General features: G+C 64.1%; 10 protein-coding genes. 1 reads left to right on the forward strand and 9 read right to left on the reverse strand.

Features of this window, described 5'->3' with window-relative positions; all coding sequences use genetic code 11:
• Window positions 1-327: 327 nt before the first annotated feature.
• From ACVOL0_RS05185 to ACVOL0_RS05205, 5 genes are all read right to left on the reverse strand, one after another.
• Window positions 328-543, reverse strand: coding sequence for a hypothetical protein (locus ACVOL0_RS05185; protein ID WP_481548177.1), 216 nt, complete (start codon window positions 541-543; stop codon window positions 328-330).
• A 99-nt stretch (window positions 544-642) separates the two neighbouring features.
• The gene (locus ACVOL0_RS05190; RefSeq protein WP_481548178.1) at window positions 643-2,412 is read right to left on the reverse strand and encodes an ABC transporter transmembrane domain-containing protein; all 1,770 of its coding nucleotides are present in this window, start codon (window positions 2,410-2,412) and stop codon (window positions 643-645) included.
• On the reverse strand, window positions 2,405-3,001 hold the full coding sequence (locus ACVOL0_RS05195; protein ID WP_481548179.1) for an IMPACT family protein: 597 nt from the start codon (window positions 2,999-3,001) through the stop codon (window positions 2,405-2,407). Before ACVOL0_RS05195 ends, ACVOL0_RS05190 begins: the two co-directional genes overlap by 8 nt.
• A 46-nt stretch (window positions 3,002-3,047) precedes the next feature.
• Window positions 3,048-4,094: a hypothetical protein gene (locus ACVOL0_RS05200; RefSeq protein WP_481548180.1), complete on the reverse strand. Its 1,047-nt coding sequence runs from the start codon at window positions 4,092-4,094 to the stop codon at window positions 3,048-3,050.
• On the reverse strand, window positions 4,091-4,648 hold the full coding sequence (locus tag ACVOL0_RS05205) for an RNA polymerase sigma factor (RefSeq protein WP_481530298.1): 558 nt from the start codon (window positions 4,646-4,648) through the stop codon (window positions 4,091-4,093). The genes ACVOL0_RS05200 and ACVOL0_RS05205 overlap by 4 nt, the downstream gene beginning before the upstream one ends.
• Window positions 4,649-4,829: 181 nt before the next feature.
• On the opposite strand from ACVOL0_RS05205, the gene ACVOL0_RS05210 reads away from it, so the two are divergent.
• Window positions 4,830-7,730, forward strand: coding sequence for a bifunctional diguanylate cyclase/phosphodiesterase (locus ACVOL0_RS05210; RefSeq protein ID WP_481548181.1), 2,901 nt, complete (start codon window positions 4,830-4,832; stop codon window positions 7,728-7,730).
• A 338-nt stretch (window positions 7,731-8,068) separates the two neighbouring features.
• Here the strand turns inward: ACVOL0_RS05210 and ACVOL0_RS05215 are convergent, their stop codons facing one another.
• The 4 genes from ACVOL0_RS05215 to ACVOL0_RS05230 form a co-directional block, all read right to left on the reverse strand.
• Complete coding sequence (locus ACVOL0_RS05215) at window positions 8,069-8,662, reverse strand: LOG family protein (RefSeq protein ID WP_481530296.1); 594 nt, start codon at window positions 8,660-8,662, stop codon at window positions 8,069-8,071.
• 125 nt (window positions 8,663-8,787) lie between these two features.
• Window positions 8,788-10,212 (reverse strand): dihydrolipoyl dehydrogenase, encoded by a 1,425-nt coding sequence (gene lpdA / locus ACVOL0_RS05220; RefSeq protein ID WP_481548182.1) that lies wholly within the window; start codon window positions 10,210-10,212, stop codon window positions 8,788-8,790.
• Between the two features lie 129 nt (window positions 10,213-10,341).
• On the reverse strand, window positions 10,342-11,541 hold the full coding sequence (gene sucB, locus ACVOL0_RS05225; protein WP_481548183.1) for a dihydrolipoyllysine-residue succinyltransferase: 1,200 nt from the start codon (window positions 11,539-11,541) through the stop codon (window positions 10,342-10,344).
• A gap of 42 nt (window positions 11,542-11,583) precedes the next feature.
• On the reverse strand, window positions 11,584-14,415 hold the full coding sequence (locus ACVOL0_RS05230; RefSeq protein WP_481548184.1) for a 2-oxoglutarate dehydrogenase E1 component: 2,832 nt from the start codon (window positions 14,413-14,415) through the stop codon (window positions 11,584-11,586).
• Between the last annotated feature and the right edge of the window lie 92 nt (window positions 14,416-14,507).

A 14,507-nucleotide genomic window follows, 5' to 3' on the forward strand; every position in this document is an offset into this window, starting at 1 on the left:
GCCAACAGCAGCAAGAGCTACTGCAACCGCAACAGCCCAAAAGCCCAAAAGCACCCCTCCCCAACCCTTCCCTTTGCTGCGCAAAGGGAGGGAGCGCAACTCCATCGGCGTCTCACCGGCTGCGACTTAATCCACAGCGACGTGTGTGCAAGCATGTGGATAATCACTGACATCCCTTGGGGCGCAAGGCTGTCAAGATGGTTGGTGAAAAATTGATCAGTCGCGGGCTGCATCGGCAAAGCGTATTCAGAATTACCCGGCCGGCTTGGAGCTGGGCCTCCCTGGTGCGCGCCGGCAGTGATCACGGCGCGCTGTAGAAGCAGGAAGTCAGGCCCGGTAGGGCTGGTTCATCGACAGGCTGACTTCGCCATCGGCACTGAACAGGTTGCTGCCACGACGTAGCAGCGGTCGGCCATCGGCCAGCTCGTAGCGCGGTGGACGGTTTGTGCTGCTGGCCTGGCTGGTGCTGGGTTCATCAAGAAACTCGATGACGATGCAGCTTTCGCCATCGCGGGTGGTTGCAGGGAATTGTCGGAACGCCATAGCTCGCCTCCAGTGCTGGAAAGGTGATCTCACTGCATCAGTGCGACCACCGTGTGAGCTTGCCGCCGGCCTTGTTAGCGATGCGTTACCGCAGCGTTCTCAATCGATGAATTGCAGTCGCGCCAGCTCGGCATACAAGCCATCCTGGGCCAACAGTTCAGCATGCGTGCCCTGCGCGACGATGCGGCCATGGTCCATCACCACAATGCGATCGGCCTTCAAGACAGTTGCGAGGCGATGGGCGATCACCAGTGTCGTGCGGCCTGCCATCAATCGCTCCAGCGCCTGCTGCACAGCGCGTTCACTCTGTGCGTCCAGCGCGCTGGTGGCTTCGTCCAGCAGCAGTACCGGTGCATCCTTGAGCAGGGCACGGGCGATTGCCACGCGCTGCTGCTGTCCGCCGGACAGGCGTGCGCCGCGTTCGCCCAGGTCGCTGGCATAGCCTTCCGGCAACTGCATCAGGAAATCGTCGGCCTCGGCCGAGCGCGCAGCAGCGCGAACGTCCTCGTCGCTGGCTTCGAGCCGGCCATAGCGGATGTTGTCGGCAGCGCTGGCAGCAAACAGGGCCGGCTGTTGTGGCACCAGCGCAATACTCTGGCGCAGCTGTGCCGGATCAAGCTCGCGCAGGTCGACGCCGTCCAGGCGCAGATTGCCGCTGTCCGGATCATGGAAGCGCAGTAGCAGCGACAACACAGTGCTTTTGCCGGCACCTGAGGGGCCGACCAGGGCCACGGTTTCGCCCGGCGCCACGGTCAGGCTGAAATCGTCCAGCGCCGGATGATCCGGGCGCTGTGGGTAATGGAACGACACATGCTCGAAGCGGATCTCGCCGCGAACCGGCGAGGGCAGCGGTTGCGGTTGCGCCGGTGCGGTGATCTGTGGGTTCTCGGCCAGCAGTTCACCAATGCGGCCCATGCCGCCGGAGGCGCGCTGCAGTTCGTTCCAGACTTCGGCCAACGCGCCGACCGAGCCGCCGCCGATCAAGGCGTACAGCACGAACTGGCCCAGCGTACCTGCCGTCATGCGGCCGTCGACGACGTCGTGCGCGCCCGACCACAGCACCGCAACGATGGCACCGAACACCAGCACGATGGCGATGGCGGTGACGAAGGACTGGGTGCGGATGCGGCGCTTTGCGGTGGCCACGGAGATGTCCAGCGCGGCCTCGAAGCGGCCACGCTCGTAGGGTTCGCGGGCATGCGCCTGCACGGTACGCACCGCGCCGAGCGTTTCCGAGGCCAGGGCATTGGCGTCGGCGACGCGGTCCTGGCTGGCACGGGAGATCTTCTGCAACTGGCGTGCACCCAGCACGATGGGCAGTACCGCCAACGGAATGCCGATCAGCGAGTACACGGCCAGGTGCGGGCTGGTGACGAACAGCATCACCATCGCGCCGATCACCGTAACGCTGCTGCGCAGTGCCACCGACATGGTCGAGCCAATCACGCTGCGCAGCAGTTCGCTGTCGGCGGTCAGCCGCGATACCAGCTCGCCGCTGCGGGTGCGGTCGTGGAAGCCGGCATCCAGCCCGATCAGGTGCGCATAGAGCTTGCCGCGCAGGTCGGCGACGACCTTTTCGCCCAGCAGGGAGACGAAGAAAAAGCGTGCGGCGGTGGCCAGGGCAAGCACCACCGCGACGATGAACAGCAGCAGGAAGGCACGGTTGATCTCGCCACCACCGGAGAAGCCGTGGTCGATCATCTGCTTGACCGCCATCGGCAGGCTCAAGGTCGCCGTCGAGGACACTGCCAGTGCGACCAGCCACGCGGTGAACAGGCCGGCGTGACGGCGCACGAATGGCCACAGGGTTTTCAGGCTGCCGAGTTTCTGCAGCTTGCGTTGCGGCGGTGTGGAAGGGGTTTCAGTCATGGTCGACGGGTTCGCTCAGGCGTAGGCGGTCGCGGGTGGCGTCGCGCAGGCGCAGCGCCAGCGCATCGATCTGGTCTGCCGGCAGGCGCACATGCAGGCGCAGGCCTTCAGGCAGGAAGTGTTCTTCAAGCTTCTCGGCTCCGGCGGAGCCGAGCAAGGTGTGCACGATGCCCATGTCTTCAAAGCCGCATTGCAGGATGCGCTCGGTCATCGGCACCAGTGGGCTGCGCTGGGCCAGTCGCAGGCATTCGGCGGCAGTACCGCCATAGGCCCGGACCAGACCGCCTGCGCCCAGTTTGATGCCGCCATACCAGCGTGTCACCACGACTGCGATGCGGTCGTAACCCTGGCCATCAATCGCTGCGAGAATCGGGCGTCCAGCGGTGCCTGCCGGCTCGCCGTCGTCACTGGAGCGATAGTCATTGCCGTGCCGGTAGGCCCAGCAGTTGTGGGTGGCGTCGACATCCGATACCGACTGGATGAACGCCAGCGCTGCGGCGGCGTCGGTGATCGGCGCTGCCTGCGCGAGGAAGCGGCTGTGTTTGATCTCCAGCTCGTGGCTGGCGGGTGCGGCGAGAGTGTCGAGCATTGCCGTCATTCTAGTGGCAGCGCTGCAAAGCGGTAGCCGATGCAGCTCAATCCTTGAGCAGCGGGCGCAGATCGCGCGGAATGCGTGCTTCCGGGTAGTCGTGTGCGAAGCGCCGCAGGCTGGCCTTTGCACCGTCCAGATCACCGGCCTCGTGGCGTTCACGGATGCGCTTGATCCATTGGTGACGCGACAGCGCGGCATCGGCCTCGATATCCGGAGTGCTGTCGGCGGCGACGGCTTCGGCCCGTTGGCGGCGCGCCTCGGCGGCCTTGCTGACGGCCTTGGTGCCAGCATGCGGGATCGGCGTGGAGCCAGATGCCGGACGTGGCGCTGCTGCGCGTGCGGATGCGGCTTCGCTGCGATAGAGGTCAGCCTGCGCGGCAGCGGTGCTGATGGTTTGCTCGGCTTGAACCGGGGCAGCCATCGGTGCCGGGGCCATCATCGGCATCGGCGCGGCGGGAGGCGCGGGCGGTGCAGGGGACGCGGCCGGCGCGGCGGAGAAGGCGCGGGGGGATTGCCCTGCATTGCTGGCGCTGGATTTTTCGACAACGTTCGTCTCGTCGTTGCGCGCCACACTTGCCTGCGCAGCTTGCGGCGCATCGGCATGGCGCTCCTTCGCGCTTGCCACGGACTGGGCTTGCGGTGCTGCCGGTGCCGGGGCAGCGGCAGCATCTTCGGCTGATTGGCTTGGCATTGACGCCGCAGCCGGAGCCGCCGCCTCTGCGGCTGCCATATCGGCAGCAGGTGCTGCGAGCTCGGCGTGCTGCATCGCTGGTTGCGGCGGCAGCGGGCGCAGCTGCCAGGCCAGGCCAACCACCAGCACCAGTGACGCAGCCACAGCGAATGAAGACACCAGCCCACGGCGACGTCCCCAGCCGCGGCTGCGCGATGCTGGGTGCGGGGTGGTGGGCGCTTGTTGGTGCGCCACCGATGTCGTTGATTGAGGCTGAGCTGGCGCCTGCGGGTTGCCGCGGGCCATGGCCAGGATGCTGGCATCCAACTGCGCGCTGGGCCCTGCGGCACCAGCGCCTGGCCGGCCGAGCAGCCGGGCCAGCTCACGTTCTTCGGGGGTCAGCATGTCTGGGATGTTCATTCGCTCAACCTCGCGCGCAGCTTGTCCATCGCATAGCGCAGCCGCGACTTGACGGTTTCCCGGCCCACGCCGGTTATCTGCCCGATCTCCTCCAGGCTGAGTTCCTGTTCCAGCCGCAGGATCACGACCTCCTGTTGCTCCGGTGGCAACTCGGCCAAGGCCTGGCGTAGCTGCAGGCGCTGGGCCTGTTCGTCTGCCAATAGTTCCGGTGTGCAGTTGTCGGCCAGGCGTGCAGTGCGCTCGTCGGCATCTTCTGGTGCTGAAGGGCGATGGCGGGCGGCACGCCAATGGTCATTGAGGCGATTGTGGGCGATACGGAACAGCCAGGTGGCGAAGGCAGCATCGGGCTTCCAGCCAGCGCGGGCATTGATCATCTTCTGCCAGACGTCCTGGAACAGTTCCTCAGCCAAGGGTCGGTCGCGCAGCTGGCCCAGCAGATAGTGGAACAGTCGCGCGCGATGCCGGGCATAGAGCTCGGAAAACGCATCGCTGTCACCGTCGGCGTAGGCCAACATCAGCACTTCATCGGTAGGGGTCTGGACAGCGGTATCCACGGGACAAGCGTAGTGGTTGGGCGGGATTCTGCCTAGCTCGGCGGGGCCGATGCAGAGACGCTTATTCATAATTGTGAATTGGAATCTTTTTCTGCGACGCACTGCTCTTGACCGCTGCGAAAGGTATGCTGGTCGATCAGGGGGGAGTTCCGCGTTGCCGGGACCCAGAGAGAGCGGATACATGTCGTATAGCGAGCTTGACGCGAGGGTTGAACCCCAGCGCGCCGAAACATTTTCGCCGGTCACCAAGGTGGTGGCGACATTGCAGGGTTTGTTGCCGTCGACCAGCACGGTTGCGCTGGCGTGGCGCGATGGCGTGCTTGGCGAGGGCAGCTGCAGTTTCCCGGAGTCTGCCGTCAGCCTGTGTCAGTTGGCGCGAGACTGCCTTGCGGGGCGTTCCCCAGGCTTGCCGCTGACTACCCAGCGACTGGAATGGAGCCACGACAGCGACGCGGACTATGTACTGTTGATCGACATCGCAGAGGCATTGCCTGCCGCGCGCCTTGAAGCATGGCAGGGCACGGCGCGGGTGCTGATCTGCTCGGCAATGGAGTTGATGCGCCAACGCATCCAGATTGAAGAGCTGCAGCGTTCCAAGCAACTGCAGAAGGCCTTGTTTGAAATCGCCGACCTGGCCGGTGCCGACCTTGCGATGATGGAGATGATGGCGCATTTCCATCGCATCCTGGGTTCATTGATGTATGCCGAGAATTGCTACATCGTCGAGTGCGATGAAAACCAGCAAAGCCTGGAGTTCCTGTACTTCGTTGATACCCACGACAGTTATCTGCCTGAGCCCGGGCGCCGTTATCGCTACGAGGAAATGCCTGCCAGCTTGACCTTTGCTGTGCTGCGCAATGGTCGTGCATTGAGCGGGCCGTCGCGTGAGCTGGCCAAATACCTCGAACAGCCGTACGAGGTGTCCGAAGGTGTGGAAAGTACCGACTGGCTGGGTGTGCCGATGTGGCGCGACAACCGCGTATGCGGGGCGATCGTGGTGCAGAGTTATGTCGCCGATGCCTGCTATGGCGAAGAAGAGCTGGCGCTGCTGAACTTTGTCGCCAAGCACATCCTCACTGCGATGGATCGCCATCAGGCGCACGCGCAGTTGGAGCAGCGGGTCTGGCAGCGTACCCAGGATCTGGAGCGCATAAACAATCACCTGCAGGGCGAGATCGTCGAGCGGCGGCGTGCGGAAATGCTGCAGGCGGCGCTGTTCAATATTTCCGAGCTGGCGCTGAGTGGCAAGGCCACCGGCGAGTTCTACGCGCAGGTGCACGAGATCATTGGCCGCCTGCTGGATGCCAGCAATTTCTACGTGGCGATGGTGACCGAGGATGCGACAGGCATCGAGTTCGTCTATTCGGTTGATCGTTTCAATCGAGAACGTGCAACCCGGGTGTTCAGCGATGGCCTGACCGAGTACGCATTGCAACGCCGCGAACCGGTCCTGCTGACGCGTGCGGATATCGACGAATTGATCGCCGCCGGCACCTTGAAAGAGTTCGGTGCCAAGTCGCAGTGCTGGCTGGGCGTGCCCTTGTTCAGCGATGAGGAAGTGGTCGGTGTGATCGCCGTACAGAGCTACAACCCGGAGGTTGTATTCAGTGCCGATGATCAGCGCTTGTTGGTATTTGTGGCGCGCACGATTGGCAACAGCCTGGCCCGCCAGCGCGACCAGCGACGGCTGGTGCAGGCGTATGCGGACCTGGAATTGCGGGTAACCGAACGTACCCGTGAACTCGGTGAGGTGAACCAGAAGCTGCTGGGCCAGATCGGCGAGCGTATGCGCGCCGAACAACGTTTGACCCATCTGGCCATGCACGACGTGTTGACCGGGCTGCCCAACCGGCTGCACCTGCAGGATCGCCTTGAACGCGCCATCGAGAATGCAGAGCTGGGCATAGCCCCACATTTCGCCCTGCTGTTCCTGGATCTGGACCGCTTCAAATGGGTCAACGACAGTATTGGCCACGCCGCCGGCGATCAGATGCTGGTCGAGGTAGCACGCAGGCTGGTGGGGCTGGTCCGTGGCGAAGATGTAGTGGCGCGACTGGGGGGCGACGAGTTCGCCCTGCTTGTGCACTCGGACCGCGGCTCGAATGCAGCGATGGATCTGGGCCGACGCCTGCTCAAGGCGCTGGAGGCGCCGATGTGGGTGGATGGGCGTGAGCTGTTCCCGTCCGGCAGCATTGGTATCGCGGTATGGGATGCGCGCTATAGCTCCGGCGCGGACCTGCTGCGTGATGCGGACGCTGCCATGTACCGGGCCAAGCTCAAGGGCCAGGACCGTTGCGTGATGTTCGACGGTGCGATGCACGACGAGGCCATGCGCAGCCTGGAGCTGGAAGCGGACCTGCGAAGGGCGATCAAGAAGCGCGACTTCCTGCCGTATTACCAGCCTATCGTGTCCTTGCTTGACGGCCAGGTGGTCGGCCACGAAGCGCTATTGCGTTGGCGACATGAGCGTCGCGGCGTGCTGCTGCCGGGGGAATTCCTGTCGCTGGGTGAAGAGAGCGGCTTGATCGAACAGGTCGACTGGCAGATCTACGAGCAGGTGATGCAGGACATGGCTGCGTCGGCTGTCGGCTACATCTCGGTGAACGTGTCACCACGGCATTTCCGTTCGGCAGAGTTTGCATCGCGGTTGCTTGGGATGCTGGACGCGGCGGGGGCAGATCCTGAGCGCCTGCGCGTGGAGATCACCGAGATGGCCTTGCTTGATGACGAGCCGCGCACCTTGCGTGCGCTGCATCAGCTACGTGAGCGCGGCGTGGTGGTGCAGCTGGATGACTTCGGCACCGGTTACTCGGCGCTTTCCTATCTGCATCGCTTCCCGATCAGTGCGCTGAAAGTGGACCGCAGTTTTGTAGCTGGCCTGCACGATGAAGGCAGCAACAGCACGCACACCTTGGTGCAGGGCGTGCTGTCGCTCGCGCGCACGCTGGGCATCGAAACGATAGGCGAGGGCATCGAAAACGAGCGGCAGCTGCAGACGCTCAAGGAGCTGGGCTGCAACTTTGGCCAGGGTTACCTGCTGGGTTACCCGGCGCCGCGCGAGGAGACCTTGCAGCGGACATAAGCGCTGCCGATTTGTAGGAGCGGCGTAAGCCGCGAAACCGGCAATGCCTCCGCCGCGCATCGGCTGCAATTGCACGATGCATGTTGGTCGTTGCTGTTGCTTGCTTCAAAGGCCTGTGATCTGTGCAGGACACGAGCTTCGCGGCTCACGCCGCCCCCGCAACCGGTCGGTCGGGTTTTTGTGGGAGCGGCGTCAGCCGCGAAGCCGGAGATGCTTCCGGCTGCACATCGGCTTGGATTGCACGATGCGTGTTGGTCGTTGCTAGCTTGGGGTGCTGGCAAGCTGTGTTGGTACGAGCTTCGCGGCTCCCGCCGCTCCCCCAAAAGCGCCTTGGTGCCTCAGCGCAGCGCGTTGCGCTTCTTCTCGTCGAACCACTTGTCGGCCTGGGCCGGCGAGTAGTTGCGCATCCACTCCAGCATCTGCGTGGCGTCGTCGCCGTACCACAGGTCCTCGCGCTGCTCCGGGTGCAGGAAGCGCTCGCTGACCATGGTGTCGATCATGCCGATCAGCGGCTGGTAGAAACCGTCGATATCGAGGAAGGCACAGGGCTTGTGGCCGATGCCGAGCTGGCGCCAGGTCAGCATCTCGAAGATCTCCTCGGCGGTGCCGAAGCCACCGGGCAGGGCGACGAAGGCATCGGACAGGTCGAACATGCGCGACTTGCGCTCATGCATGGAGCTGACGATCTCCAGTGAGGTCACGCCCTTGTGCGCCACTTCCATGTCCACCAGGTGCTGCGGGATCACGCCGGTGACTTCGCCACCTGCTGCCAGCACGCCATCGGCTACCGCGCCCATCAGGCCGGTACGGCCGCCGCCATAGACCAGACGCAGGCCTTCGTTGGCGATGCGCGTGCCCAGTTCGGTGGCGCGTTCGACGTAGATGGGCTTGGCGCCGGGGTTGGAGCCGCAATAGACGCAGATGGACTTCATGTGTTGTTCCTGATGGATGGGAAGAGGTGGTCGTTCTGCTGCCGATGAATGCGCACGCAGACCGGGGACTACAAAAGCAAGAAGGCTCCGCCTTGGCGGAGCCTTCAGGTCACAGGCCGTGGAGCTTAGTTGGCCTTGTGGATGGCGCGCTTGGTCACCGCCATCGCCGCGTCGTGCACTGCCTCGGACAGCGACGGGTGGGCGTGGCAGATGCGGGCCAGGTCATCGGACGAGCCGCTGAACTCCATGGTCAGCACACCTTCGTGCACCAGCTCGGAGACATTGGCGCCGACCAGGTGCATGCCCAGCACGCGGTCGGTTTCGGCGTGCGCCAGCACCTTGACGAAGCCAGCCGGCTCCACCATGGCGACGGCGCGGCCGTTGGCGGCGAACGGGAAGCTGCCGGCCTTGTAGGGAATGCCCTCGGCCTTGAGCTGGGCTTCGGTCTTGCCGACCCATGCCAGTTCCGGCTCGGTGTAGATGACCCACGGGATGGTGTCGAAGTTGACGTGGCCGGGCAGGCCAGCGATCAGCTCGGCCACGGCAACGCCTTCCTCGAAGCCCTTGTGGGCCAGCATCGGGCCGCGCACGCAGTCACCCACCGCCCACACGCCGTCAACGCCGGTGTGGCAATGGTCGTCGACCACGATCTGGCCACGCTCGTTGAGCTGCACGCCGGTGCCTTCGGCCAACAGGCCCTTGCTGGCGGCGCGGCGGCCAACGGCCACCAGCAGCTTGTCGACGGTCAGGGTCTTTTCGCCCTCGGCGTCGGTGTAGCTGACGATGACTTCCTCGCCCTTGATCTCGGTCTTGGAGACCTTGGCGTTGAGGCGGATGTCCAGGCCCTGCTTCTTGAATTCCTTGGCGGCAACCTTGGCCACTTCGGCGTCGGCGGCGGCCAGGAACTCCGGCAGTGCTTCCAGGATGACCACTTCCGAACCCAGGCGCTTCCACACGCTGCCCAGTTCCAGACCGATCACGCCGGCGCCGATGACGGCCAGGCGCTTCGGCACTTCGGTGAAGTCCAGCGCGCCGACGTTGTCGACGATGTGCTTGCCGTCAAACTTGGCGAACGGCAGTTCGATCGAATCCGAACCGGCGGCGATGATGACGTTGGTGCCCTTGAGCTCGACTTCCGAACCGTCGTGCTGCTTGACCTTGACCACATTGCCGGCCTGCAGCTGGCCGAAGCCGTAGTAGGTGGCAACCTTGTTGGCCTTGAACAACTGGGCGATGCCGCCGGTGAACTGCTTCACGATGGCGTCCTTGCGGCCGACCATCTTGTTCACGTCGATCTTGGCGTCGTTGAAGCTGATGCCGTGCTGATCGAAGATGTGGCCCATGTTCCAGTACTGGCGCGAGGAGTCCAGCAGCGCCTTGGACGGGATGCAGCCCACGCGCAGGCAGGTGCCGCCCAGTGCCGGCTTGCCGTCCTTGCCCAGCGCTGCATCGATGCAGGCGGTCTTCAGGCCCAGCTGTGCGGCGCGGATGGCAGCGTGGTAGCCGGCCGGACCAGCACCGATGACGACGACGTCGAATTGTTCAGCCATTTGAGATTCCTTGGTACCAATCCCTTCTCCCTGTGGGAGAAGGGGGCGCGTAGCGCCGGATGAGGGTGCGGGAGGGCCTCGGCCCTCACCCCAACCCCTCTCCCGGTGGGAGAGGGGCTTCGAGCGGAATTACAGACCGAACAGCATGCGGCCCGGGTTTTCCAGCTGGTTCTTGATGTCCACCAGGAACTGCACCGAATCCTTGCCGTCGATGATGCGGTGGTCATAGGACATGGCCAGGTACATCATCGGCGCGATCACGACCTGGCCGTTCTCGGCGATCGGACGGTCCTTGATGGCGTGCATGCCCAGGATGGCGCTCTGCGGCGGGTTGACGATCGGGGTCGACATCAGCGAGCCGAAGGTGCCACCGTTGGTCACGGTGAAGGTACCGCCCTGCAGTTCTTCCAGCGACAGCTTGCCGTCACGGGCCTTCTTGGCGTAATCGGCAATCGCCTTCTCGATGTCGGCGAACGACATGCGCTCGACGTTGCGCAGCACCGGGGTCACCAGGCCCTTCTCGGTCGAGACAGCGATCGAGATGTCCGAGTAGCCGTGATAGATGATGTCGTCACCATCGATCGAGGCATTGACCAGCGGGAAGCGCTGCAGTGCGTTGGCAGCGGCCTTGACGAAGAAGCTCATGAAGCCCAGCTTGATGCCGTGGGCCTTGACGAACTCTTCCTGCAGTTCCTTGCGCGCAGCCGAGACCTTGGACAGGTTGACTTCGTTGAAGGTGGTCAGCATGGCGGTCGAGTTCTTCGACTGCATCAGACGCTCGGCAATGCGCTTGCGCATGCGGGTCATCGGCACGCGTTCTTCCGGACGTGCGCCGCCGGCCTTGCCGACGCCGCCGTTGCGGGCGAAGTTGACGATGTCTTCCTTGGTGACCGCGCCATGACGGCCGGTACCGGACACGTCAGCCGGGTTCACGCCCTCGGTAATTGCCGAGAAGCGGGCGCCCGGGGGCAGGGCGTCGGCAGCCGACTTGGCAACCGGGGCCGGTGCAGCGGCAGCAGCCGGAGCGGCGGCGGCCGGGGCAGCAGCCTTCGGTGCCTCGGCAGCAGCGGCCGGAGCGGCAGCAGCAACCGCGCCTTCCTCGATGATCGCCAGGATCTGGCTCGAGGTGACGGTGTCGCCTTCCTGGAACTTGATTTCCTTCAGCACGCCATCAACCGGCGCCGGTACTTCCAACACGACCTTGTCGGTTTCCAGGTCGAGCAGGTTCTCATCACGCTTGACGGCCTCGCCAGCCTTCTTGTGCCAGGTGGCGATGGTGGCGTCGGAGACGGATTCGGGCAGTACCGGTACTTTGACTTCGGTGGCCATTTGGCTGATTTCCTGGTTTCGTTTTCTTGTGGAAAAGGGGGCTTATTCGGCGTAGTTGTCGTCGATCTTGTTGACCAGCGCGTCGGCGAGCAGCTGTGCGAGTTCGCGCAGGTGATCGGACATGTGGCCAACAGCAGGCGACGGAGAACGCGGGCGACCGGCATAGTGCAGGGCCTGGCCATCGGCCACGCATGCCTGCAGGTGGTGCTTGATCTGGTACCACGCACCCTGGTTCATCGGCTCTTCCTGGCACCACACAACGTCGGTGGCTTTGCCGTACTTCTTCAGTTCGGCAGCCAGCGCCGGGCGCGGGAACGGGTAGAGCTGCTCAACGCGTACCAGTGCAACGTCATCCTGGCCGCGCTTGGTCACGTCTTCCAGCAGGTCGTAGTAGACCTTGCCAGAGCACACGACCACGCGCTTGACCTTCTTGGCGTCCGCGGTGGCGTCACCGATCAGGTGCTGGAACTCGCCATTGGCCATTTCATCCAGGCTGGACACGGCCAGCTTGTGACGCAGCAGCGACTTGGGCGACATGACAACCAGCGGCTTGCGGGTGTCCATGCGCATCTGGCGACGCAGCATGTGGAATGCCTGTGCCGGGGTGGACGGCACGCAGACCAGCATGTTCTCCAGTGCGCACAGCTGCAGGAAGCGCTCAAGGCGCGCCGAGCTGTGTTCCGGGCCCTGGCCTTCATAGCCGTGCGGCAGCAGCAGGGTCAGGCCGGAGATACGGCCCCACTTTGCTTCGCCGGAGGCGATGAACTGGTCGATCACGACCTGGGCACCGTTGGCGAAGTCGCCGAACTGACCTTCCCAGATGCACAGGGTGTTCGGATCGGTGGTGGAGAAGCCGTACTCGAACGCCATCACAGCTTCTTCGCTGAGCAGCGAATCGATGATGGTGGCCTGTTCCGGCGACTCGACCAGCTGACGCAGCGGCAGGTAGTAGTTGTCGGTCTTCTGGTCGTGCAGGATCGCGTGGCGGTGGGTGAAGGTGCCGCGGCCCACGTCCTGGCCGACCAGGCGCAGGCCATTGCCTTCGTCCAGCAGCGTTGCGTAGGCCAGGTTCTCGGCAAAGCCCCAGTCACCGAGGATCTCGCCGGCAGCCATCTTGCGACGGTCGTCGTAGACCTTGGCGACGCGCGAGTGCACTTCCACGCCTTCCGGAATGGTGTTGATCATGGTGGCCAGCTGGGTCAGCTTGCCCATGTCGACCTTGGTGCTGACCGGGTCGGACAGCTTGCCCGACAGGTACTTCGGCCAATTGACGAACATCTTGCTGGTGGCCGGGGTCTTTTCGACCGTGGCCAGCTCGGTGGTGACTTCACCGGAGTCCAGTTTGTTGCGGTAAGCGTCGACCATTTCCTTGCCGGCGCCGACAGCAATGACGCCTGCGGCTTCCAGCTGCTCTGCGTAGAGCTCGCGGGTGGTCTTGTGCTTGCGGATCACCTGGTACATCAGCGGCTGGGTGATCGCCGGTTCATCGGCTTCGTTGTGACCCCAGCGGCGGTAGCAGACCAGGTCGATCACGACGTCCTTGTTGAACTGCTGGCGGAAGTCATAGGCCAGCTTGGCCGCGAACACCACGGCTTCGGGATCGTCGCCGTTCACGTGCAGGACCGGTGCGGCGACCATCTTGGCGATGTCGGTGCAGTACAGGGTCGAGCGGGAGTCGTCGCGGTTGGAGGTGGTGAAGCCCACCTGGTTGTTGATGACGATGTGCACGGTGCCGCCGACCGCGAAACCGCGGGCCTGCGACATCTGGAACAGCTCCATCACCACGCCCTGGCCGGCGAATGCAGCGTCGCCGTGGATCAGGACCGGCATCACCTGCTTGCGTGCAGTGTCGTTGCGGCGTTCCTGGCGCGAGCGCACCGAGCCGACAACCACCGGATCGGCGATTTCAAGGTGGGACGGGTTGAAGGCCAGGGCCAGGTGCACCGGGCCGCCATCGCTGGCGACGTCGGCCGAGAAGCCCATGTGGTACTTCACGTCACCGGCAACGGCGCGGTCGTCGTGCTCGAACTTGCCTTCGAATTCGTCGAACAGCTTGCGCGGGTTCTTGCCGAGGGTGTTGACCAGCACGTTCAGGCGGCCGCGGTGGGCCATGCCGATGATCACGTCCTTGACGCCTTCCTTGCCGGCGTCGCGGATGATGGTGTCCATCATCGGGATCAGCGAGTCGCCGCCTTCCAGCGAGAAGCGCTTCTGGCCCACGTACTTGGTGTGCAGGTAACGTTCGAGGCCTTCGGCCGCGGTCAGGCGCTCCAGGGTGCGACGCTTGGTGTCGGCATCCAGGTTGTAGTTGCCACCGGCAGCCTCGAGGCGCTGGTAGAGCCACTGGCGCTGCTCGACTTCGGCGATATACATGAATTCTGCGCCGATCGAACCGGTATACGTCGCCTTCAGGCGCGCAAACAGGTCACGCAGCTTCATCCGCGGCTGGCCGCCGACACCGCCGGTGCTGAACTCGTCGTTGAGGTCGGCATCGCTGAGGTGGTGGAAGGGCAGGCCCAGGTCCGGCGGGTTGACCGGCGGGGTCAGGCCCAGCGGATCGAGGTTGGCACCGAGGTGGCCGCGCGAACGGTAGGCGGTGATCAGACGGCCGACATTGCGCTCGCGCTCGTCGCCGGAACCGGCGTTGGCGCCGACCTTGCCAGCATTCTTTGCGGCTTCGGTGATGTGTGCGATGGCGGCAGAGTGCGGCACATCGCCAGCTTCGCGGCCTTTGAAGCCGTCAAAGTAGGACTTCCACTTGGGGTCCACACTGTCCGGGGAGACGAGGTACTGTTCGTACAGGTCCTCGACATAGGAGGCGTTGCCGCCGGCGAGCTGCGATGATTGCGCAAACTGCTTCAGTAGATTGTCCACGATGGAGAGTCGGATTCACTTGTGGGGTAGTTCTGGGAACCGGCGGACCTGTTACAGCGTCCCGCGCGGGCGTGTTCTAACCATCAAATTAT

It is taken from the genome of Stenotrophomonas sp. STEN021 (assembly GCF_056760175.1).